This window comes from Rathayibacter sp. PhB186 (assembly GCF_003751825.1).
Taxonomy (GTDB): Bacteria; Actinomycetota; Actinomycetes; order Actinomycetales; family Microbacteriaceae; genus Rathayibacter; species Rathayibacter festucae.
In genome coordinates, this window is sequence record NZ_RJKO01000002.1 from 355,283 (window position 1) to 377,324 (window position 22,042).

A 22,042-nucleotide genomic window follows, 5' to 3' on the forward strand; every position below is an offset into this window, starting at 1 on the left:
GGGCTCTCGCTTTCGGGTGGTCGGCTCGGCGTGCGGGGTGCCGCAGGCCGCGCGAAGGGATCAGTTTAACCGCGGAGGGATCAGTGCGGACGGAGACCGGACCCGATGAGGTCGACCAGCCGGCCGGAGCCGTCGCGCACGCCGACGGACGCGGCACGGCGGCCCATCTCGGCGAGGCGCGGAGCGTCGTGCAGGAGCGCCACCAGGTCGCTCGCGACCCACGCCGGGGTGAACGCCGCGTCCTCGACGAGGAGCGCGCCGCCCGCATCGACGACACCGCGCGCGTTGAAGCGCTGCTCGCCGTTGCCGACCGGGTAGGGCACGTACACCGCAGGGAGGCCGAGCGCGCTGAGCTCGCTCACGGTGGCCGCTCCGGCGCGGGAGACCGCGACGTCCGCGGCGGCGAGAGCGAGGTCCATCCGGTCGCAGTAGGCGAGGAGGTGGTAGCCGGGGACGCCGGGGTCGGTGATCTCGGCGCGGTCGCCGGTGATGTGCAGCACCTGGAAGCCGGTCGCGACGAGCGCATCGGCACTCGCGTGCACGGTCGCGTTGATCCGCCGGGCACCGAGCGAGCCACCGGTGACGAGCAGGGTGCGGCGTGCGGGATCGAGACCGAAGGCGGCCATCGCCTCGTCGCGCACGGCTGCGCGGTCCAGCTGTGCGATCTCGCGGCGCAGCGGCATGCCGACCACCTGCGCGTTCCGCAGCGGCGTGCCCTCGAAGGCGACGCCGACGTACGGCGTGAAGCGGGCACCGAGCCGGTTGGCGAGCCCCGGCCGGGCGTTGGCCTCGTGCACCACGAACGGGATCCCGGCGCGCCGGGCGGCGAGGTAGGCGGGCGCGGCCGCGTAGCCGCCGAAGCCGACGACCGCGTCGATCCGGCGCTCGCGGAGGGTGCGGACGATGCCGTCGATCGTCGCGCGGAAGGCCGACGGGAAGCGCAGGGCGGCGCCGTTCGGACGGCGCGGGAACGGCAGGCGCGGGATCACCGACAGCTCGTAGCCGCGCAGAGGCACCAGTCGGGCCTCGAGTCCCTCGGCCGTGCCGAGGACGAGGATCTCGTCCTCCGGGTGGCGCGCGCGGATCTCGTCCGCGGTCGCGAGCAGCGGATTGACGTGGCCGGCGGTCCCGCCGCCGGCGAGCAGGAAGCGGGTCATCGGGCGGCGGCCTTCTTGGCGGCGCGCGCGGCGGCGCCGTCGCTCGGCGAGGTCTGGTGGCGCGCGAAGGAGAGCACGACGCCGATGGCGAGGAGCGAGCTGAGCAGGGCGGTGCCTCCGGAGGAGATCAGCGGCAGCGGCACTCCGAGCACCGGGAGCACCCCGAGCACCACCCCGATGTTGACGAACGCCTGGCCGATCAGCCAGACCATGACGGCGCCGGTCGTGATGCGGACGAACGGGTCGGTGGACGCGTGGATGATGCGGAAGAACGCGATCGCCAGGACGACGAAGAGCGCGAGGACGACGATCGCCCCGATCAGGCCGAGCTCCTCGCCGATGATCGCGAAGATGTAGTCGTTGTCGGCCGCGGGCAGCCAGGACCACTTGGCCTTGGAGTTGCCGAGGCCGACGCCGAAGATGCCGCCGGAGGCCATCGCCCAGGTGCCGTGCACGGGCTGCCAGCAGGAGGTCTCGTACTGCTCGGAGCCCGAGCAGTCGCCGAGGAAGGACATGATCCGGGTCAGCCGGTTCTCGCTCGAGACGGCGAAGAGCACGGCGCCGACCGCGCCGACGAGCACGATCGGGATCAGCACCTTCATCTGCACGTTCGCGTAGAAGAGCGCAGCCAGGACGATGCCGGCGAGGATCAGGACGGTGCCGAGGTCGCCGCCGCCGAGGACGAGGCCGATCGAGCCGCCCGCGACGATCAGGACGGGCATCAGCGCGTCCTTCCAGTCCTTCGGGCCGCGGTACCGGCGGGCGAGCAGCAGGCCGAGCCAGAGCGCGAGCGCGAGCTTGATGATCTCGGACGGCTGCATCGTGAAGCCGCCGATCCGCAGCCAGTTGCGGTTGCCGCCGACCTCCCAGCCGAGCGGGGAGAAGAGCACGAGCAGCTGCAGGACGCAGCCGGCCCCGAGCAGGAGGGGTGTCGCCTTCTTCCAGAAGCGGATCGGCACGCGCGACACCACGAGCATCAGCGGCACGCCGAGCAGGGCGAAGCCGCCCTGGCGGAAGAAGCCGCCGAAGGAGTCGTCGCTCCGGACGTAGGACGTGACCGACGAGGAGGAGAGCACCATCGTCAGCCCGAAGAGCACGAGGAAGAGCGTCGTGCCGAAGAGCAGGAAGAAGTTCGGCGATCCCGAGGCGAGGACGCGGGCGAGCACGATCCGCGCGGTGCGCAGTCCGCCGCGCTCCTTGTGCTGCTCGCCCTCGGTCGCCTCGGCGCGCGAGCGGTCAGTGCGCGAGCGGCCCGGGCTGCGGTTCGTCGTCGGAGCGGTCATCGGCTCCCCCTCCCAGATACGTCGCCACGGCGGCCGCGAAGAAGCGGCCCCGCTCCGCGTAGTCGCGGAACTGGTCCATCGACGCCGCGGCAGGTGCGAGCAGGACGACGTCACCCGTGCGGGCGATCACCGCGGCGGCCTCGACGGCCGCCTGCATCACCGCCCCAGTGTCATCCGGGACCACCTCGGTCACGGGGAGGGCGGGCGCGTGTCGCCGGAATGCCTCGAGGACCTCTGCGCGGTCCGCGCCGATGACCACGGCGCCGCGCAGGCGGCCGACGTGGGCGCCCACGAGAGCGTCGATGTCGACACCCTTCAGCAGCCCGCCGACGAGCCAGACGACGGACGGGTAGGCCCGGAGCGAGGCGTCGGCGGCGTGCGGGTTCGTCGCCTTGGAGTCGTTCACCCAGACCACGCCGGAGCTCTCCGCGACCACCTGGATGCGGTGCGCGTCGAGCTCGAAGGTCGCGAGGGCGCGGCGGACGGCGGCGGGCTCGATGCCGCAGGCCCGCGAGAGCGCGGCGGCCGCCAGCACGTTCTGCACGATGTGGGGGGCGGCGAGCCCGCGAGCGGCGAGCTCGTCGACGGTCGCGATCTCGATCGCGCTCGTGGCGCGGTCCTCGAGGAAGGCGCGGTCGCAGAGGATCCCGTCGACGACGCCGAAGTCGCTCGGCCCGGGGACCCCCAGACCGAAGCCGATCGCGCGCGCGCCCTCGATCACCTCGGCGTCGACCACCATCTGCTCGGTGGCGGCGTCGGCGCGGTTGTAGACGCAGGCGACCCGGGTGTTCGCGTAGACCTTCGCCTTCGCGGCGCGGTAGGCCTCGAAGGTGCCGTGCCAGTCGAGGTGGTCGTCGGCGATGTTCAGGCAGGTGCTCGCGAGCGGCTCGATCCGGCCCAGGTAGTGCAGCTGGTAGCTCGAGAGCTCGACCACCAGGACGTCGAAGCCCTGCGGGTCGCGGACCGCGTCGAGCACCGGGATCCCGATGTTGCCGCAGGGGGCGGCCCGCAGCCCGCCGGCGACGAGCATCGTCGCGGTGAGCTGCACGGTCGTGGTCTTGCCGTTCGTGCCGGTCACCAGCACCCAGTCGGCCGGGGTGCCGTCGGCGCGGACGACCTTGTCGCGCACGCGCCAGGCGAGCTCGACGTCGCCCCAGAGCGCGATGCCCGACTCCCCCGCCCACGCGACGATCGGATGCGTCGGCGCGAAGCCGGGCGAGACGACGACGAGCTCGGGGTCGAACGACGCCAGCTCCTTCGGGACGCGGTCGAGCCGCTCGGCCCGGTGCAGGCGCGCCCCGATCACCTCGAGCAGGCGCTCGCGCTCCTCGTCGGCGCGGTCGGCCAGGACGAGCACCTCGGCGCCCAGCTCGGTCAGCGTGTCGGCGACGGAGAAGCCGGTGACGCCGAGGCCGAGCACGGCGACACGGAGACCGCGCCAGTCGGCGTGCCAGCTTGTCAGGGACTCGGGGCGGGCGGACGAGGCGGGAGCGGTCATGCCAGGGAGAGCCATTCGAGGTAGAAGAGCCCGACGCCGGCCGCGACGAAGATGCCGGCGATGATCCAGAAGCGGACCACCACCGTGATCTCGGCCCAGCCCTTGAGCTCGAAGTGGTGGTGGAGCGGGCTCATCAGGAAGATGCGCTTGCCCCGGGTGAGCTTGAAGTAGATCCGCTGCACGATCACCGAGCCGGTGACGATGACGAACAGGCCGCCGATCAGGATGACGAGCAGCTCGGTGCGGGTGAGGATGGCGAGGGCGGCGAGCGCGCCACCGAGGCCGAGCGAGCCGGTGTCGCCCATGAAGATCTGCGCGGGCGAGGTGTTCCACCAGAGGAAGCCCACGAGCGCGCCGGAGATCGCCGCGGCGATGATCGCGAGGTCGAACGGATCGCTCACCTGGTAGCACTTGTCGGCCACCTCGGGGTTGAGCTGCGCGTCGAAGCACCACTGGTTGGACTGCCAGAAGCCGATGATGACGTAGGAGCCGATCGCGAGGATCGACGAGCCGGTCGCGAGGCCGTCGAGGCCGTCCGCGACGTTGACGCCGTTGGACGTGCTGGTCACGATCACGCAGATCCAGAGCACGAACAGCCCGATGCCGATCCAGCCGAGCGTCGCGAAGTCGAACGGCAGGTCGCGGATGAACGAGATCGACGTCGAGGCGGGCGTCAGTCCGTTGGAGTCGCGCACCATGATCGCGATGACCGCGAAGGCCGCGGCGACGATGATCTGCCCGGCGATCTTGGCCCAGCCGCCGAGCCCGAGGCTGCGCTGGTTGCGGGTCTTCAGGAAGTCGTCGATGAAGCCGACGAAGCCGAGCCCGACCATCATGAACAGCACCAGCAGCGCCGACGGCGCGAGCGCCCGGTTGCCGAAGAGCGAGCCGAGGAAGTAGCCCGCCACGGTGGCGATGATGATGACGATGCCGCCCATCGTCGCCGTGCCGTGCTTGACGTGGTGCGACTTCGGTCCGTCCTCGCGGATGAACTGGCCCCACTGCAGGCGGTGGAACAGCCGGATGAACAGGGGCGTCAGCAGCAGCGTGAAGGCGCCGGAGAAGGCTCCGGCCAGAAGGAGTGCTCTCATCGGTGGCGCTCTCCCAGTCGGTCGCCCAGGAATCGCAGCCCGGCGGAGTTGGACGACTTCACCAGGACGGTGTCGCCGCTCCGAAGATAGCCGTCGAGCAGGTCGTAGGCCTCGTCGGCGGTCTCGACGAAGACGGACTCGCCGCTCCAGGAGCCCTCGCGCTCGGCGGCGACGTGGATCCGTCGCGCCTTCGCGCCGACCACCACGATCTGCGCGATGTTGAGCCGGACGGCGAGCAGGCCCACGCGGTCGTGCTCCTCGTCGGCCCACTCCCCCAGCTCGCTCATCTCGCCGAGGACCGCGACGGTGCGCCCCTCCGGCTTCGCGATCTGGGCGAGGGTCCGCAGGGCGGCGGCGGTGGAGTCGGGGCTGGCGTTGTACGCGTCGTTGACGACCGTGACGTCGGCGCCGCCGAGCACCTGCATGCGCCAGCGCTCGGCGAGCGTGACGGTCCCGAGCGCGGCGACGATCGCGTCGAGCGGGACGCCGACGGAGAGCGCGGCCGCGGTGGCCGCCAGCGCGTTCATCACGTGGTGCTCGCCGAGGACGCGGAGGAAGAGCTCGGCGCGGGCGGCCTCGCGGCCCTCCCCTGCGCTGATCTCGACGGTGAAGCGGGTGCCCTCGGCCGTCGGCTCGATGTCGACGGCGCGGACGTCGGCCTGCTCGCCGTGGCCGAACCACAGCACCCGGGCGGCGGTCCTCGCCTGCATCGAGGCGACGCGGCCGTCGTCGGCGTTCAGCACCGCGACGTCGTCGGCCGTCAGGTCGGCGACCATCTCGGTCTTCGCCTCGAGCGTGCGCTCGATGCCGCCGAACTCGCCGGCGTGAGCGAGGCCCACCGCGAGGACGATCCCGACGTCGGGCTTCGCCATCCGGACGAGACGGCGGATCTCGCCGACCGCGCTCGCGCCCATCTCGGCCACCAGGAAGCGCGTCGAGGGCGACACCTTCAGCATCGTGATCGGCGCACCGACCTCGTTGTTGAACGAGCCCTGCGGGGCGACGGTCTCGCCCTCGCGCTCGAGGATCGTGCGGAGGAGGTTCTTGGTGGTCGTCTTGCCGTTGGAGCCGGTGACCGCGAGGACAGTGAGGTTCCCGAGCGCGCGCACGCGGCGGACGACCTCGGTCGCCAGGGCGCCGAGCGCCTCGACGGAGTCGTCGACGAGCACCTGCGGCACGTCGAGGTCGAGCGGCCGCTCGACGATCAGCAGGGCGGCGCCGCGCTCGACGGCGACCGGAGCGAAGAGGTGGCCGTCGGTGTGCTCGCCGCGCTTGGCGACGAAGATCCCGCCGGGCGCGATCTCGCGCGAATCGGTCTCGGTCGCACCGTCGACGACGGTGCTCGCGTTCGCGGAGGAGCCGGCGAGGTGCAGCCGGCCGGAGACGGCCGCGGCGATCTCGGTGAGGGTCAGGGCGATCATCTAGAGCCAGCCCGCCTCGCGCAGGGCCTGCCGGACGTCGTCTCTGGCCGAATACGGCATGTGCACTCCTGCAATCTCCTGATAGTCCTCGTGGCCGGGTCCGGCGTAGAGGATCGCATCGCCCTCGTCCGCGAGGGCGACGGCCGCCCGCACGGCGGCCCGCGGGTCGGGGATCTCGTGGATCTCCCGGCCGGGCACGGCCTCGGTCGCCGCGCCGACGAGGACGGCGCGGATCGCCGCCGGGTCCTCCCAGCGCGGATGGAAGTCGGTCACGATCACGACGTCGGACAGCTCCGCGGCGATGCGCCCCATGTCGGCCCGCTTCGTGGTGTCGCGATCGCCGTCGGCGCCGAAGACCATGATCAGCCGGCCGGGCGTCAGCGCCCGCAGCGCCTCGAGCGCGTTCGAGAACGCGTCCGGGGTGTGGCCGTAGTCGACGTAGACGCGCGGACCGCGGTCCCCGGAGACGCGCTCGGCGCGACCGGGGATGTAGACGTCGAGTGCGCCCTCGCCCAGAGCGTGCGCGATGGCCTCGAGGTCGAAGCCCGACTCGACGAGCATGACGATCGCGAGCGCCGCGTTGGCTGCCATGTACCAGCCGATCAGCGGGATGCTCACGACGACCGAGCGGTTCTCGGGCCCCTCGAGGCGGAAGGTCGTGCCGTCGGCGGTGCTCTCGACGACGGTCATCGACCAGTCGGCCGGCGTGCTCGGAGCGACCCCGACGACGGGCGAGCTGGCGAGCGTCGTCACGGGGATGCGGCTGCGCTCGACGAGTTCGCGGCCCCAGCTGCTGTCGACGGTCACCACGCCGCGGCGCGCGCGGTCCGGACCGAACAGGTCGGCCTTCGCCTCGAAGTAGTGCGCCATGTCGGTGTAGTCGTCGAGGTGGTCGTGCGTCAGGTTGGTGAAGCCGACCACGTCGAAGACGAGGCCGTCGATCCGGTGGCGGGTGAGCGCCTGCGCGGAGACCTCGATGGACACCGCGCGCACCGCGGACTCGCGCATCCGGGCGAGCAGGGCGTGCAGCTCGCTCGCCTCCGGAGTGGTCAGCGAGCTGACGACCGCCACGTCGCCGATGCGGCGCTCGGCGGTCGAGCTGAGACCGGAGACGACGCCGAGGCGGCGCAGCAGCGCGTCGAGCAGGTAGACCACGCTCGTCTTGCCGTTGGTCCCGGTCACGCCGAACAGCGTCGGCGCGTCCTCGCGGGTGCGGTGGATCCAGGCCGCGACGTCGCCGAGGGCGGCGCGGGGGTCGGGCGTGACCAGCACGGGGAGGCCGCTGCCGGCGGCCAGCTCGGCGCCCTCGGGATCGGTCAGCACCGCGACCGCACCGGCGGCGGCGGCACCGGCGGCGAAGGCGGCGCCGTGCGCGGCCCGGCCGGCGACGCCGACGTAGAGGTCGCCCGGCTCGACGCAGCGCGAGTCGAGGGTGACCCCGCTGACCTCGACGCCCTCGACCCCGCGGACGGGCCCGAGCGAGAACTCGGCGACGAGCTGCGCGAGCGCGCGGGGCGCCGGGTGCTCGGGCCGGAGGGAGGACTGCGGGCGAGTGTCGTGCAATGCCCGCTCTTTCTCTCGTGCTGGTGCTCGTGCTGGTTCTGGTCTGCTGGGTCGTGTCCTGGAGAGGGCGGTCACCACGTGGTGGGGTACTCCACCGGCGGGACCGTGGACGGCTCCACCCGGTTGGTCTTGAGCACCTGGGTCATGACCTGCTGGAACACGGGGGCCGTCGCCTGGGACGTGTTCATCTTAACCGGATCGGCGATGGTGACCGTCACGACGTACTCCGGGTCCTCCGCGGGCGCGAGGCCGGCCAGCGAGACGGTGTAGCTCTTCGAGTAGCCGCCGTTGCCGTCCGGCTGCTGCGCCGTGCCGGTCTTGGTGGCGATGTTGTAGCCGTCGACGTGGATGTCGTTCGCCAGCCAGCCCTCGTTGTAGTGGGTCTGCAGCATGTCCACGACGTCCTTCGCGGCACCGGCGGAGACCACCGGGGTCCCGGTGGTGTCGGGCACGTCGATCACCGAGCCGTCGGGCATGGTGCAGCCCTCGACCAGCTGCGCGGGCAGGCGCACCCCGCCGTTGCCGAGGGTCTGGTAGATGCTCGCGACCTGGACCGCGGTCGCCGAGACGCCCTGCCCGAACATCGTCGTGTAGTTGGTCTGGTTGTCCCAGTCCTTCGCGTCGGCCAGGAGGCCGCCGGTCTCGCCGGGGAAGTCGACGGCCGTCGAAGTGCCGAGGCCGAACTTCTTCAGGTAGTCGTAGCGCTGCGAGGCGGAGAGCTTGGAGCCCATCATCGCGATGCCGACGTTCGAGGAGTCCTTGAGGATCCCGGTCAGCGTGTAGTTCGTGGGCGTGTGCGCGAAGTCGTCGCTGAACGAGGCGCCGTCCTTCTCGAAGGTGTCGGGGACGACGACCTGGCTCGTCGGGCTCGCGAGGCCCTGGTCGATCAGCATCGCCGCCGTCATCGGCTTGAAGGTCGAGCCGGGCTCGAACGGGCTCTGGAAGGCGCGCGAGCCGCGGTCGGCCGGAGCGCTCGCCGAGACGTTGTTCGGGTCGACGGTCGGGGTCTCGGCGACGGTCAGGAGCTTGCCGGTCTTGACCTCCTGCACCACGACGATGCCGTAGCTGCCGCCGACCTCGGCGACCCGCTGCGCGAGCACCTGCTGCGAGTAGTACTGCAGGTCGGCGTCGATGGTCAGCTCGAGCGTCCCGCCGTCGACCGCGGGGGTCTCCGCCACGGTGCTGCCGGGGATGCGGACGTAGTCGGCGCTGCGCTCGTAGCTCTCGGAGCCGTTGGCCCCGGCGAGGCACGCGTTCTCGGCGTACTCCATGCCCTCCTGGGCGGCGCCGTCGCCGCCCACGTAGCCGACCAGGTTGCCGGCGACCGCGCCGTTCGGGTAGGTCCGGCCCTGCTGCGTCTCGAAGTAGGTCCACGGGATGTCGAGGGCGACGAGCTTCTGGTACGCCTCGAGGTCGAGGCCCTCGGAGAGGATCAGGTAGTTCGCCTTCGGGTCCTTCGCGACCGCGTCGCTCACGGCCGTGACGATCTGCGGGACCGTCTGCCCGGTGATGGCGCCGATCTCGGAGGCGGCCTGCTCGACGCTGACCATCACCTCCTGGCCGTCGGGCATCTCGCGCAGGAACTCCGCGACGTTCTTCGGCGAGGTCGTCAGCCGGTACCGGGTCGTGGCGTCGGCGAGCACCGTGCCGGAGCGGTCGACGATCGAGCCGCGGGTGCCGTAGGTGATGACGCTGTTCGACTGGTTCTGCGCCGCCTCGTCGGTCAGCTCGTTGGCGCGGACGACCTGGATGTCGACCAGCTTGCCGATGAACAGTCCGACGACGGCGGCGATGACGAGGAAGGTGACGGCGGTGCGTCGCCTGCTCGAACGGTGGTGTCTCACGGCGCTAGGGGCCCTTCGGTGCGTGGTCGGAGCGGCTCAGTGCGTGCTCGGGCGGAGTCAGTGCGTGATCGGGGCGGGCAGCTCGCCCTGCAGCGGTGCGACCGCCGTGGTGGAGCCGGGTGCGGCCGCGGCGGCCGGCGGTGCGATCAGCGCGTTCGGCACGGCGGAGGCGGTCGCGGCGGTGCCGACCTCGCTCGCGGCGGCGGTGGCGGGATCGCCCAGCACGGCACCGTCGGAGAGGCGGAGGTAGACGGGCGCGGTGTTCGCGACCATGCCCAGGCCCTGCGCGGCGGTCGCGAGGTTCTGCGGCGAGCTGAGGGTGTCGACCGCGTCCTGCTTCTCCGCGTTGCCGCGGGTGAGCGTCTTCTGCTCGCCCTGCAGCGTCGCGATCTGGTAGGCGCCCTCGGAGAGGCCGACGCTGACCAGGAGCTGGATCACGATGATCGCGAACAGCCCCGCGACGGCGACGATCCCGTAGACGAGCTTCGGCCGGGCCTGGCGCGCCGGAGCGGGGACCGCCTCGATGCGGGGTCGCTGGGCCGGCTCGGCGGGCTGCGCCGGTCGTGCGGTGCTGCGGTCGATGACGGGGTCGATGACGGCGGTCGCGCTCATGCGGTGCTCCTGATCCTCTCGGCCGCGCGCAGTCGCACGGGTGTTGCTCGGGGGTTGGCGGCTTTCTCGTCGTCCGAGGCGAGCTCTGCGCCGCGGATGACGAGCCGGAACTCGGGTCGGTGCTCGGGCAGCTCCATCGGCAGGCCGACCGGCGCCGTGGAGGAGGAGGCGGCCTGCAGGGCGCGCTTGACGATGCGGTCCTCGAGCGACTGGTACGCCTCGACGACGAGGCGACCGCCGACGGCGATGCGGCCGAGTGCGGCGGGGATCGCCCGCTCGAGCACGGAGAGCTCCTGGTTGACCTCGATGCGCAGCGCCTGGAAGACGCGCTTGGCCGGGTGCCCGTTGCGCTGGATCGCGACCGGGGTCGCCGCCTGGATGATCTCGACGAGCCGGCCGGAGCGCACGATCGGCGCCGACGCGCGGGCCTCGACGATCTTCTTGGCGTAGCGCGCCGCGAGCCGCTCCTCGCCGTACTCGTGGAAGATCCGCCGGAGCGCGACCTCGTCGTAGTCCGCGAGGATGCTCGCCGCGGTGAGCGGCGCCGACGCGTCCATCCGCATGTCCAGCGGAGCGTCCTTGGAGTAGGAGAAGCCGCGCTCGGTCTCGTCGAGCTGCAGCGAGGAGACGCCGAGGTCGAACAGTGCGCCGTCGATCGTGTCGATGCCGAGCTCGTCGAGGACGTCGGGCAGCTCGTCGTAGACGGCGTGCACGAGGTCGATCCGTGCGGAGTGCGCGGCGAGCCGGGCGCCCGCCAGCTCGAGGGCCTCCCGGTCGCGGTCGAGGCCGACCAGGTGGAGGCGCGGGAAGCGCTCCAGCAGCGCGAGCGAGTGGCCGCCCATGCCGAGCGTCGCGTCGACGAGCACGGCGCCGTCGCGCTCGAGCGCCGGAGCGAGCAGCTCGACGCAGCGCTCGAGGAGCACGGGCAGGTGCCGCTCCTCGGTCGGGCGCACGCCGGCGCGGGCTGCGTCGGCGCTGGTCGCGTCGTCCGCGCTCACGTCGGCGCGGTGCGCAGGGGTGCTCTCGGTGCTGTCTGTCATGGCGGTCCCGCCGTCCTGTTCCTGCCGTCCGATCCCCATCCAGCTCACGACCGGACACCGGGGAAGGTGCGTCCGGGCGCCGAGTGGCTGGGAGTCGCGCGGCAGGAGCTAGAACAGTCCGGGGATCACCTCCTCCTCGGTGTCGGAGAACACGGACTCCTGCTCGGTGAGGTAGCTGTCCCAGGCGTCCTGGGCCCAGATCTCGGCGCGATTGCCCGCACCGATGACGGTGAGGTCGCGGTCGAGACCGGCGTAGGCGCGCAGCGGCGCCGGGAGGGTGATGCGGTTCTGCTTGTCCGGCGTCTCGGCGCTGGCGCCGGAGAGGAACACGCGGAGGAAGTCGCGGGCCTGCTTGCTGGTGACCGGCGCCTGGCGGATCTTCTCGTGCATCGCCTCGAACTCGCGCTGGCTGAAGACGTAGAGGCACCGCTCCTGGCCGCGCGTGACGACGACTCCGGAGGAGAGCTCGTCGCGGAACTTGGCGGGAAGGATGACGCGGCCCTTCTCGTCGAGCTTGGGGGAATGAGTGCCGAGGAACAACGGACTGCCCCCACTTCTCTCCGGCCAAGGTTGGTGTGGGCCCCACAGTACTCCACTTCCCCCCACCCACAACCCTCCAAACCCTCGCGGCGCGCCGCGGCGGCCCCGTCGATCCGCGTCGTTCTGCGGATCCGGCACGGTGGAGCGCAGTGGAGGGGAATCGCACTCCCGGGGAGCGTCCGGGCACGAAAAAAGGGCCGATCCGTGAGGATCGACCCTGTGGGTGGTGCGAGGTGGAGGACCCGCGCCGTGGAGCGCTAGGAGCGGCCGTCGCCGCGGTTGTCCCACCGGTCGTTCAGACGGTCCATGAAGTTGGACCCCTGGCGTCCGCTCGCGGAGCGCGGCTTCGAGGGCCTGCCCGCCTCGGGGATTCCGGAGGTGGTGGAACCGCCGGGCGCGGGGCGCATCGCGACGACCACGCCGGCCAGCATCAGCGCGAAGCCGGCGACGCCCACGAGGGGCTGACGGACGATCACGCCGGCGACGAGGACTCCCAGGCCGACGATGGCGAGGAGGATGCCGAGCACGAGCGCGCGGTAGTTGGTGCCGCCCCGGCCCTTGCTGACCGCCGCGACGAAGTCGGCGTCGTTCTGATAGAGATTGCGCTCCATCTCGTCGAGGAGCCGTTGCTCGTGTTCCGAAAGCGGCATCGGGACCCCTTCAGGGTGTGGCGTCGACCCGGCGGGGACGGCACCGAGGGTGGGCGGGCGGTCTGCTCGACCGGGCTGGTGGCGCTTCAGTGTAGACCGCGGCCCGCCGAGGCGCCAGGCGCCATCGGTGCATAGGCTGGTCGGGTGAACCACAGCACTCGTCTGGTCGATCGCGTCCAGTTCCGAATCGATGAATTCCTCACCGGGCGCACGCCAATTCTGCGCTCCATCGGAGAGGACGTCTCCGCCCTCGGCGACCTTTCGCGGGACTTTCTCAGCGGGGGCAAGCGCTTCCGGGCGCGCTTCTGCGAGGCGGGCTGGACGGCGGTCTCCGCTGTCCCGAGTGACGCTCACCGGAGCGCCTCGGATCCGGTCGCGCGGGTCGGCGCGAGCCTGGAGCTGTTCCACGCCGCGGCCCTGGTCCACGACGACGTGATCGACAACTCCGACACCCGCCGGGGCGCCCCCTCGGCGCACCGCCGCTTCGCGTCGCTGCACGCGGGCGGCGGCTGGTCGGGGGACGCGGACGAGTTCGGCCGCTCCTCGGCGATCCTCCTCGGCGATCTGCTGCTGGTCTGGTCCGACGAGATCTTCGCGGACGCCGAGTGGGCGCTCGAGGACCGCACCGCCGCGGCGCGGGCCCGGGCGGAGTTCAACCTGATGCGCACGGAGGTGACCCTGGGCCAGTACCTCGACATCCTCGAGGAGAGCGCCTGGGTGCAGCACCCCGAGCACGAGCACCTCGAGCGCTCGGAGCGCGTGGTCGTCTTCAAGAGCGCGAAGTACAGCATCGAGGCGCCGCTGACCATCGGCGGCTCGCTCGGCGGCGGCGACGACGCCCAGATCGACGCCCTGCGCCGCTTCGGCCTGCCGCTCGGCATCGCCTTCCAGCTGCGCGACGACGTGCTGGGCGTCTTCGGCGATCCGGCCGTGACCGGGAAGCCCGCCGGCGACGACCTCCGCGAGGGCAAGCGGACCGTGCTGCTCGGCCTCGCCCGCGCAGCTGCCTCGGCGGGCGAGCGCGACGAGCTCGACGCCGTGGTGGGCCGTGCGGACGCGAGCGCCGACGACATCGCCCGCGCTCAGGAGATCGTGGCGGGCTCCGGGGCGCTCGACCGGCTCGAGGAGCGGATCGCCCGCGACGTCGAGGCCGCGCTGGCCGCGCTGCCGGACGCGCCCCTGCGCGAGGAGGGCCTCGCGGAGCTCCGCGAGCTCGCCGACCGGGTCACCGCCCGGACGGCGTAGAGCGGATCAGCCGGACCGGCGCGCTCCGGTGCCGGCTCGGCTCAGGCGAGCGCCTGGGCCACGCGGCGGACCTCGGCCTTGCGGCCGGCGAGCAGCGCCTGCACGGGGCTGGTGCCGAGGCTGTCCTCGTCCGCGAGCAGCCAGTCGATCGCCTCGTCGTCCGAGAAGCCCTGGTCCGACAGCAGGATCGCCGTGCCGCGGATCTCGCTGAGCGGCTCGCCGTCGCGGAGGAAGACGGAGGGGACGACGAGCTTGCCGTCACGGCGAGTGCCGAGCAGGTGGCGCTCCTCCAGGAGGCGGCGCACCCGGCTGACGCCGAGACCGGTGAGCTCGACCAGATCGGGCACGGTCAGCCATTCGATCTCGGGAGCGGACGGGGAGGCGGAGGCAGCGGACGAGTCGGTCACCCGTCAAGAGTGCCACGAGCCGCCTCCGCGTTGCACGCCGGTTGTCAGGAGGGTCTTGCCTAGACTCGTCGCGTGACCACCAGCCAGCTCGACCCTCTCCTCGGCCGTCTCGTCGACGGCCGGTACGAGGTGCGCTCCCGCATCGCGCGGGGCGGCATGGCCACCGTCTACCTGGCGCACGACCAGCGCCTCGAGCGCCGGGTCGCCATCAAGGTGATGCACGGACACCTCTCCGACGACGCGACGTTCAAGAACCGCTTCGTCCAGGAGGCGCGCTCCGCCGCTCGCCTCGCCCACCCGAACGTGGTCAGCGTCTTCGACCAGGGCCAGGACTCCGACATGGCCTACCTGGTGATGGAGTACCTCCCCGGCATCACGCTGCGCGACCTGCTCAAGGAGCGCGGGCGGCTGACGGCCCAGCAGGTCGTCGACATCATGCACTCGGTGCTGTCCGGCCTCGCGGCCGCGCACCGGGCCGGGATCCTGCACCGCGACCTCAAGCCCGAGAACGTGCTGCTGGCCGACGACGGCCGGATCAAGATCGGCGACTTCGGCCTCGCCCGCGCCGCGAGCGCGAACACCGCCTCCGGCCAGGCGCTGCTCGGCACCATCGCGTACCTCTCCCCCGAGCTGGTCACCCGCGGCACCGCGGACACCCGCAGCGACATCTACGCCATCGGCATCATGATCTACGAGATGCTCACCGGCGAGCAGCCCTTCACGGGCGAGCAGCCGATGCAGATCGCCTACCAGCACGCGAACGACTCGGTCCCCTACCCCAGCGCGAAGGTGCCCTCGGTGCCGACCTCGCTCGACGAGCTCGTGCTCTGGGCGACGGAGCGCGACCCGGACATGCGTCCGCGCGACGCCGGCGTGATGCTGGCGCAGCTGCTCGAGGCCGAGCGCCTGATGGGCATCACGCCGACCGACCGCCGCGGCGCGGACACCCAGGCCGTCACCCCCCTTCCGGTGGCGGAGCCCGCCACCGCGCTGCTGTTCGACGAGGCGGTGACCGGGCACACCTCGGTGATCGAGGGCTCGCCGGCGGAGCTCGAGCAGCGCGACGACGACGACGCGGTCGCGCGGCTCGCGACGAAGCGCCGCACGCGGCGCCGCCGCGGCGTGCTGCTGACGGTGATCGTGCTGCTGCTCGCCCTCATCGGCGGCGGGACCGCGTGGTGGTACGGCGAGGGCCCGGGCGCGATCGTGAACGTGCCGGACGTGGTGAGCCGCTCGCAGGACGACGCGACGGCCGCGCTGGTGAGCCAGGGCTTCGAGGTGTCGCCGCAGCAGGCGAACGACCTGACCGTCCCGGCCGGGACCGTGCTCAGCACCGATCCGCCCGGCGGCCAGGGGCTGCACAAGGGCGAGGTCGTGACGCTGGTCGTCTCCAGCGGCCCGCGGCAGATCGAGGTGCCTGCACTGGCCGGTGTCTCCGAGGAGGAGGCGACGGCCGCGATCCAGGCCGCGCCGTTCACCGTGGGCGAGGTGACGCGGATCTTCGACGCCGACGTCCCCGCGGGCGTCGTCGTCTCGGCGTCGCTGCCCGACGGCGGCGAGCTGCCCGCGACGATGTCGGAGACGAGCACGATCGCCATGGTGGTCAGCCTCGGGGCGATCCCCAACGTCGTCGGTCTCACCGTCGACGAGGCGACCGCCGCGGCGAAGGACGCCGGGCTCGCCCTCGACCGCGAGCGCGAGGACTGGAGCGACACGGTCACCGCCGGCGTCGTTCTCACCCAGATCAACCCGGAGGCGCCCGCGACCACCGGCGACACCGTCTCCGTCGTCGTCTCCAAGGGCCCGCAGCCGGTCGCCGTCCCGAACGTCGTCGGCATGACCCGCGACCAGGCCAAGGCCGCGCTCAGCGCCGTCGACCTGAAGTGGAGCTACGGCCTGACGACCCCGCTGATCGACCAGGTGCCGGACGAGGTGACGAAGGTGACCAACCAGTCCGACAAGGAGGGCGCCCTCGTGCAGCGCGGCACCACGGTCCAGCTCTCGATCACGATCACGATCTGACCACTGAGCACTGCGGCCGAGCGCGGCACGCCGCGTCGGCACGCCGAGTCGGCGGGCCGCGAATACATGCTGGTCGAGTAGCCCCGCGGGGGCGTATCGAGACCCACCCATCTGACGACGGTGGATCTCGATACGCCCGCTCCGCGGGCTACTCGATCAGCATGGGAGCGCCCGCTCCGCGGCCTCCTCGATCAGCAGGACGGGCCCGCCCAGCGGGCTCCTCGATCGGCAGGGAGGGCCCGCTGGCGGGCAGCGGCCGGCTCAGCGCTCGCGCAGCTCCTCGGCCACGAGGAAGGCCAGCTCGAGGGACTGCATGTGGTTGAGGCGCGGGTCGCAGACCGACTCGTAGCGCGTCGCGAGGGTCGCCTCGTCGATGTGCTCCGAGCCGCCGAGGCACTCGGTGACGTCGTCGCCGGTGAGCTCGACGTGGATGCCGCCCGGGTGCGTGCCCGCGGCGCGGTGCGCCTCGAAGAAGCCCTTGACCTCGTCGACCACGTCGTCGAAGCGACGGGTCTTGTAGCCGGTGGGCGTCGTCAGTCCGTTGCCGTGCATCGGGTCGGTGACCCAGAGCGGCAGCGCGTCGCTCGCCTTGACCGCCTCGAGCAGCGGCGGCAGAGCGTCGCGGATCCTGCCGGCACCCATCCGCGTGATGAAGGTGAGGCGGCCGGGCTCGCGGTCCGGGTCGAGCTTGTCGATCAGCTCGAGCATCGTCTCGGGCGTCGTCGACGGGCCGAGCTTCACGCCGATCGGGTTGCGGACGCGCGAGAGGAAGTCGACGTGCGCGCCGTCGAGCTCGCGGGTGCGCTCGCCGATCCAGATGAAGTGGCTGGAGGTGTTGTACGGCGTGCCGGTGCGCGAGTCGATCCGCGTCATCGGGCGCTCGTAGTCCATCAGCAGGCCCTCGTGGCCGGTGTAGAACTCCGTGCGCTTCATGCCCTCGAAGTCCGCGCCGCAGGCCACCATGAACTTCACCGCGCGGTCGATCTCGCGGGCGAGCTGCTCGTAGCGCTGGTTCTGCGGGTTCTCGGTGAAGCCCTTGTTCCAGTAGTGCACGAGGCGCAGGTCGGCGAAGCCGCCCTGCGTGAAGGCGCGGATGAGGTTCAGCGTCGAGGCGGCCGTGTGGTAGCCCTGCACGATGCGGCGCGGGTCGGCGGTCCGCGACTCCGGAGTGAAGTCGTAGCCGTTGACGATGTCGCCGCGGTAGGCGGGCAGCGTCACGTCGCCCCGCGTCTCGAGGTCGCTCGAGCGGGGCTTGGCGAACTGGCCCGCCATGCGGCCCATCTTGATGACGGGCATGCTCGCGCCGTAGGTCAGGACGACGGCCATCTGCAGCACGGTCTTCACGCGGTTGCGGATCTGGTCCGCGGTCGCGCCGGCGAAGGTCTCGGCGCAGTCGCCGCCCTGCAGCAGGAAGGCCTCGCCGCGGGCCGCAGCGCCCAAGCGCTCGCGCAGCTGGTCGACCTCGCCGGCGAAGACGAGCGGCGGCAGCGCCGCGACCTCGGCGGACGCGGCGGCGACCGCGGCGGCGTCCGGCCAGTTCGGCTGCTGCTTGACCTCGAGCTCACGCCAGTAGTCCAGGCCGGCGACCACGGAGGGGGCGGCGAGGACGTACGGTTCGTTCGGATCGATGACCACGAGGGTTCCTGGTTCTGACGGGCGCGCGGCGCGCGCAGTGATCGCCGCCCGGTCGGACGGCGACGGTTGACGAGCTTATCGGCTCGGCGGAGCGTTCTCCGGAGGTGCGCGCAGTCGGCCCACCGGACCCGGCGCTGTGCGGCCGGCTCGGCGCGGCGGGTTCAGCGCAGCAGGGCCGCGCGCTTCTCCTTGACCGAGGTCGCGTAGACGTCCAGATACTCCTGGCCGCTCAGAGCGAGCAGCTCGTACATGATCTCGTCGGTGATCGAGCGGAGGATGAAGCGGTCGCCCTCCATGCCCTCGAAGCGGCTGAAGTCGAGCGGCTCGCCGAAGACGATGCCGATGCGCCCGAGCTTGGGCAGCCGCTTGCCGATCGGCATGATGCGGGCGGTGTCGATCATCGCCACCGGGACGACGGGCACCCGCGCCTCGAGGACCATCCGCGCGACGCCGGTGCGGCCGCGGTACATCCGTCCGTCGGGGCTGCGGGTGCCCTCGGGATAGATGCCGAGCGCCTCACCGCCGGCCAGGACGCGGAGCCCCGTGTTCAGCGAGGCCTCGGACGCCTTGCCGCCCGAGCGGTCGATCGGCAGCATGCCGGTGGCGGTGAAGAAGAGCTTCGTCGCCCAGCCCTTCAGGCCCTTGCCGGTGAAGTAGTCGCTCTTGGCGAGGAAGACCATGTTGCGCTCGATCACCAGCGGGAGGAACACCGAGTCGATGAAGGAGAGGTGGTTGCTCGCCAGGATGACTCCGCCGGTGGCCGGGACGCGGTCGGCGCCGACCACCCAGGGCCGGAAGATCGTCTTGAGCAGGGGCCCCGCGACGATGTGCTTCATGAACCAGTAGAACAAGGGGCGCTCCTCAGCGGTCCGCGACCGGGGTCACAGCGAGCTCGCGTGCAGGCGGGCGAGGTCGGCGGCGCCGACGACCCCCGCGTCGTTGACGAGCTCCGCGATGCGGAACTCGGGCTCGGGGTGGTACCCCCGGGCGGGCAGGTTGTCGAGGTAGGCCTGGCGGATCGGGTCGAGCAGGAGGTCGCCGGCCTGCGCCACTCCTCCGCCGATCACGAACATCTGCGGGTCGAGGACCGCGCTCAGGCTCGCCGCCGCCTCGCCGAGCCAGTGGCCGAGCTGGCGGAGGGCCGCGAGGGCGCCCAGGTCGCCGGCGCTGATCAGCTCGGCGATGACGCCGCCGTCGAGCTCGCCGCCGTTCCTCGCACGCGCGTCGGCGATGCCCTGGCCGATCCCGCCGGCGTCGGCGAGCTCGGCGGCGAAGCGCTGCAGTGCGCGGCCGGAGCCGTACTGCTCGATGCAGCCGCGAGCACCGCAGCCGCAGGGCAGGCCGCCGGGGACGACCCGCATGTGGCCGATCTCCGCCGCCGCGCCGAAGCCACCGCGCAGGAGCCGGTCGTTGATGACGATCGCGCCGCCGACGCCGGTGCCGATCGTGAGCATCAGCATGTCGCTCACCAGTCGGCCGGCGCCGTAGCGGAACTCGGCCCAGCCGGCCGCGTTGGCGTCGTTCTCGATGATGATCGGCAGGTCGATCCGCGCCGAGAGCTTCTCGCGGAAGGGCTCGTTGCGCCAGTTGATGTTGGGGGCGTAGTAGACGATCGACTGCGAGGCGTCGATGAAGCCGGCCGCGGCGACGCCGACAGCGGAGACGTCGCCGGCGGGCAGGCCCTCGCGCAGGCGCGCCACCATCTCGACGACGACGTCGACGATGAGCTCGGGATGACCGGCGGGCGTCGGCTGGCGGTCCTCGCGGACGATGCCGCCGAACTCATCGACCAGCGCTCCCGCGATCTTCGTGCCGCCGATGTCGATACCGATCGCGTGCACGCGAACCGCCTTCCGCTAGCCTCCGACGCCGCTGCGCCGCGGGTCCGCCCTGGAGCGGCGGCCACATCGAGTGTAGTGACCCGCCGAGAACCGACGTGCGGATCGTTATCCTGAGTGGATACACAGTCGGGATGCGCCGGTAGGCTGGACCCGACAATCATTCAGGTACCGAAGGAGTTGCCGTGGAGCAGTTCGATTCCCCCCTCGTGGTCGCGCCGGATCCGCAGGCCAACACGACGGCGCTGCTGCTCGACCGTGTGCGGGAGACGCCCGACCGGGCGCTCTTCGCCCTCCCCGAGGCCGGCGGCTGGCGCGACGTCACCGCGCGCGAGTTCCTCGATCAGGTGACCGCGCTCGCGAAGGGACTCGTCGCGGCGGGCATCGAGCCCGGCGACAAGGTCGGCCTGATCTGCAAGACCCGCTACGAGTGGACGCTGATCGACTTCGCCGTCTGGTTCGCGGGCGGCGTCCTCGTGCCGGTGTACGAGACCTCCTCCCCCGCGCAGGTGCAGTGGAACCTGTTCGACTCCGGAGCGCGGGCCGTCATCGTCGAGACGGCGGACCACTTCGCCCGCTTCGACGAGGTCCGCCCGGATCTCCCGGACGTCCGGCTCGCCTGGCAGATCGGCCTGGGCGACCTCGACAAGCTGGCCGCGCGCGGGGTGGACGTGCCGGACGCCGAGATCGAGCGCCGCCGCTCGATCGCCACCGGCGCCGACATCGCGACGATCATCTACACCTCCGGCTCGACCGGCCGCCCCAAGGGCTGCATCATCCGGCACTCCAACTTCGTCGAGCTGAGCCGCAACTCCGCCGTCGCGCTCACGGAGCTGATCCACCAGCCGGGCGCCTCGACGCTCCTCTTCATCACGACCGCGCACGTGTTCGCCCGCTTCATCGCGATCCTCTGCGTCCACGGCGGGGTCAAGGTCGGCCACCAGGCCGACACGAAGCAGCTGCTCCCCTCCCTCGGCTCCTTCAAGCCGACGTTCCTGCTGGCCGTGCCGCGGGTGTTCGAGAAGGTCTACAACTCGGCCGAGCAGAAGGCCGAGGCCGGCGGCAAGGGCAGGATCTTCCGGCGCGCGGCCGATGTCGCCGTCGCCCACTCGATCGCCGTCGAGGCCGGCTCGGTGCCGCTCGCGCTCAAGCTGCAGTTCCTGCTCTTCGACCGGCTCGTCTACTCGAAGCTGCGCACGGCGATGGGCGGCAACGTCCGCTTCGCGGTGTCCGGATCGGCACCGCTCGGCGACCGGCTGGGCCACTTCTTCCACAGCCTCGGCATCAAGATCCTCGAGGGCTACGGGCTCACCGAGACGACGGCGCCCGCGACGGTGAACCGGACCGAGCGGTTCAAGATCGGCTCGGTCGGCCCGGCGATGCCCGGCTGCTCCATCCGGATCGCCGCGGACGGCGAGATCCAGGTGCGCGGGATCGACGTCTTCGGCGGCTACTGGAACGACGAGAAGGCGACGGCCGAGGCCTTCGACGGCGAGTGGTTCAAGACCGGCGACCTCGGCTCGCTCGACGAGGAGGGCTACCTCCGCGTCACCGGGCGCAAGAAGGAGATCATCGTGACCGCGGGCGGCAAGAACGTCGCGCCGGCCGCGCTCGAGGACCCGATCCGCGCCAACCCGCTCGTCGGGCAGGTCGTCGTCGTCGGCGACCAGCGCCCGTTCATCGCGGCGCTGGTGACCCTCGACCCCGAGATGCTGCCGACCTGGCTCGCGAACAACGGCCAGGACGCGAAGCTCTCGCTCGATCAGGCGGCCGTGAACCCGGCCGTCCTCGCGGAGGTGCAGCGCGCCGTCGACGCCGCGAACGCCCGCGTCTCGCGCGCCGAGTCGATCCGCAAGTTCGTGATCCTGCCCACCGAGTTCACCGAGGCGAGCGGACACCTCACCCCGAAGATGAGCATCAAGCGGAACGTCATCCTGGACGACTTCGCCGCAACCATCAGCAGCGTCTACAGCGCCGCCCCCGCCACCGAGGGCATCAGCCTCCGCTGACGCCTCCGCCCACGGCCCACTCGATCAGCATGGGCAGCCTCATGCTGGTCGAGTAGCCCCGCAGGGGCGTATCGAGACCCATCCCCCTCAGCAGGGCGGGTCTGCAGACTCCACTCCTGACGCTGGTGGATCTCGATACGCCCGCTGTGCGGGCTACTCGATCAGCGTGCAGCGCCGCTGCGCGGAG

The 22,042-nt window shown here is 71.8% G+C and carries 18 protein-coding genes; 3 read left to right on the top strand and 15 right to left on the bottom strand.

All coding sequences use genetic code 11. The features are described 5' to 3' along the window. Positions 1-80: 80 nt before the first annotated feature. The 11 genes from murG to EDF45_RS09375 all read right to left on the bottom strand — a co-directional run bounded on the left by murG (position 81) and on the right by EDF45_RS09375 (position 12,699). Positions 81-1,157, bottom strand: coding sequence for an undecaprenyldiphospho-muramoylpentapeptide beta-N-acetylglucosaminyltransferase (gene murG, locus EDF45_RS09325; protein ID WP_123735890.1), 1,077 nt, complete (start codon positions 1,155-1,157; stop codon positions 81-83). Next, positions 1,154-2,440, bottom strand: coding sequence for a putative lipid II flippase FtsW (gene ftsW, locus EDF45_RS09330; protein ID WP_123732996.1), 1,287 nt, complete (start codon positions 2,438-2,440; stop codon positions 1,154-1,156). The genes murG and ftsW overlap by 4 nt, the downstream gene beginning before the upstream one ends. Beyond that, complete coding sequence (gene murD / locus EDF45_RS09335) at positions 2,394-3,938, bottom strand: UDP-N-acetylmuramoyl-L-alanine--D-glutamate ligase (protein WP_123735891.1); 1,545 nt, start codon at positions 3,936-3,938, stop codon at positions 2,394-2,396. The genes ftsW and murD overlap by 47 nt, the downstream gene beginning before the upstream one ends. Continuing rightward, positions 3,935-5,029 carry a phospho-N-acetylmuramoyl-pentapeptide-transferase gene (mraY, locus tag EDF45_RS09340; protein ID WP_123732994.1) on the bottom strand — a complete coding sequence of 365 codons (1,095 nt, stop codon included), beginning with the start codon at positions 5,027-5,029 and terminating at the stop codon, positions 3,935-3,937. The genes murD and mraY overlap by 4 nt, the downstream gene beginning before the upstream one ends. Next, positions 5,026-6,450, bottom strand: coding sequence for a UDP-N-acetylmuramoyl-tripeptide--D-alanyl-D-alanine ligase (murF, locus tag EDF45_RS09345; RefSeq protein WP_123735892.1), 1,425 nt, complete (start codon positions 6,448-6,450; stop codon positions 5,026-5,028). Before murF ends, mraY begins: the two co-directional genes overlap by 4 nt. Further along, a complete protein-coding gene (locus EDF45_RS09350; protein ID WP_123735893.1) occupies positions 6,451-8,013 on the bottom strand; it encodes a Mur ligase family protein in 1,563 nt (520 codons plus the stop codon). 71 nt (positions 8,014-8,084) lie between these two features. Further along, complete coding sequence (locus EDF45_RS09355; protein ID WP_243582542.1) at positions 8,085-9,857, bottom strand: penicillin-binding protein 2; 1,773 nt, start codon at positions 9,855-9,857, stop codon at positions 8,085-8,087. Positions 9,858-9,914: 57 nt separating this feature from the next. After that, the gene (locus EDF45_RS09360; protein ID WP_123735894.1) at positions 9,915-10,469 is read right to left on the bottom strand and encodes a hypothetical protein; all 555 of its coding nucleotides are present in this window, start codon (positions 10,467-10,469) and stop codon (positions 9,915-9,917) included. Beyond that, complete coding sequence (rsmH, locus tag EDF45_RS09365) at positions 10,466-11,509, bottom strand: 16S rRNA (cytosine(1402)-N(4))-methyltransferase RsmH (protein WP_123735895.1); 1,044 nt, start codon at positions 11,507-11,509, stop codon at positions 10,466-10,468. The genes EDF45_RS09360 and rsmH overlap by 4 nt, the downstream gene beginning before the upstream one ends. A gap of 108 nt (positions 11,510-11,617) precedes the next feature. Continuing rightward, positions 11,618-12,049 (bottom strand): division/cell wall cluster transcriptional repressor MraZ, encoded by a 432-nt coding sequence (mraZ, locus tag EDF45_RS09370; RefSeq protein WP_123446130.1) that lies wholly within the window; start codon positions 12,047-12,049, stop codon positions 11,618-11,620. A gap of 257 nt (positions 12,050-12,306) precedes the next feature. Next, a complete protein-coding gene (locus tag EDF45_RS09375) occupies positions 12,307-12,699 on the bottom strand; it encodes a DUF3040 domain-containing protein (RefSeq protein WP_123704544.1) in 393 nt (130 codons plus the stop codon). Positions 12,700-12,843: 144 nt separating this feature from the next. Between EDF45_RS09375 and EDF45_RS09380 the strand changes: the two genes are divergently transcribed. Continuing rightward, on the top strand, positions 12,844-13,944 hold the full coding sequence (locus EDF45_RS09380) for a polyprenyl synthetase family protein (RefSeq protein ID WP_123735896.1): 1,101 nt from the start codon (positions 12,844-12,846) through the stop codon (positions 13,942-13,944). A 41-nt stretch (positions 13,945-13,985) separates the two neighbouring features. Here the strand turns inward: EDF45_RS09380 and EDF45_RS09385 are convergent, their stop codons facing one another. After that, on the bottom strand, positions 13,986-14,351 hold the full coding sequence (locus tag EDF45_RS09385; protein WP_243599887.1) for an Rv2175c family DNA-binding protein: 366 nt from the start codon (positions 14,349-14,351) through the stop codon (positions 13,986-13,988). Between the two features lie 72 nt (positions 14,352-14,423). Here EDF45_RS09385 and pknB point away from each other — a divergent pair, with 72 nt between their 5' ends. Then, positions 14,424-16,373, top strand: coding sequence for a Stk1 family PASTA domain-containing Ser/Thr kinase (gene pknB / locus EDF45_RS09390; RefSeq protein WP_123735897.1), 1,950 nt, complete (start codon positions 14,424-14,426; stop codon positions 16,371-16,373). Positions 16,374-16,634: 261 nt separating this feature from the next. On the opposite strand, the gene EDF45_RS09395 is transcribed toward pknB, so the two are convergent. From EDF45_RS09395 to EDF45_RS09405, 3 genes are all read right to left on the bottom strand, one after another. Then, positions 16,635-17,963 carry a class II 3-deoxy-7-phosphoheptulonate synthase gene (locus EDF45_RS09395; protein WP_123446548.1) on the bottom strand — a complete coding sequence of 443 codons (1,329 nt, stop codon included), beginning with the start codon at positions 17,961-17,963 and terminating at the stop codon, positions 16,635-16,637. A gap of 206 nt (positions 17,964-18,169) precedes the next feature. Further along, positions 18,170-18,859 carry a 1-acyl-sn-glycerol-3-phosphate acyltransferase gene (locus EDF45_RS09400; RefSeq protein WP_123735898.1) on the bottom strand — a complete coding sequence of 230 codons (690 nt, stop codon included), beginning with the start codon at positions 18,857-18,859 and terminating at the stop codon, positions 18,170-18,172. Positions 18,860-18,889: 30 nt separating this feature from the next. Continuing rightward, positions 18,890-19,849, bottom strand: coding sequence for an ROK family glucokinase (locus tag EDF45_RS09405; protein ID WP_123446125.1), 960 nt, complete (start codon positions 19,847-19,849; stop codon positions 18,890-18,892). Positions 19,850-20,031: 182 nt separating this feature from the next. Between EDF45_RS09405 and EDF45_RS09410 the strand changes: the two genes are divergently transcribed. Then, entirely contained in the window at positions 20,032-21,855 is a 1,824-nt protein-coding gene (locus EDF45_RS09410) for a long-chain fatty acid--CoA ligase (RefSeq protein WP_123735899.1), read from the top strand. The last annotated feature ends 187 nt before the right edge of the window (positions 21,856-22,042 follow it).

Excerpts from the sequence above, each read along its gene's own strand:
- murG (WP_123735890.1), bottom strand. The coding sequence starts at position 1,157 with ATGACCCGCTTCCTGCTCGCCGGCGGCGGGACCGCCGGCCACGTCAAT.
- ftsW (WP_123732996.1), bottom strand. The coding sequence starts at position 2,440 with ATGACCGCTCCGACGACGAACCGCAGCCCGGGCCGCTCGCGCACTGAC.
- murD (WP_123735891.1), bottom strand. The coding sequence starts at position 3,938 with ATGACCGCTCCCGCCTCGTCCGCCCGCCCCGAGTCCCTGACAAGCTGG.
- mraY (WP_123732994.1), bottom strand. The coding sequence starts at position 5,029 with ATGAGAGCACTCCTTCTGGCCGGAGCCTTCTCCGGCGCCTTCACGCTG.
- murF (WP_123735892.1), bottom strand. The coding sequence starts at position 6,450 with ATGATCGCCCTGACCCTCACCGAGATCGCCGCGGCCGTCTCCGGCCGG.
- EDF45_RS09360 (WP_123735894.1), bottom strand. The coding sequence starts at position 10,469 with ATGAGCGCGACCGCCGTCATCGACCCCGTCATCGACCGCAGCACCGCA.
- rsmH (WP_123735895.1), bottom strand. The coding sequence starts at position 11,509 with ATGACAGACAGCACCGAGAGCACCCCTGCGCACCGCGCCGACGTGAGC.
- EDF45_RS09375 (WP_123704544.1), bottom strand. The coding sequence starts at position 12,699 with ATGCCGCTTTCGGAACACGAGCAACGGCTCCTCGACGAGATGGAGCGC.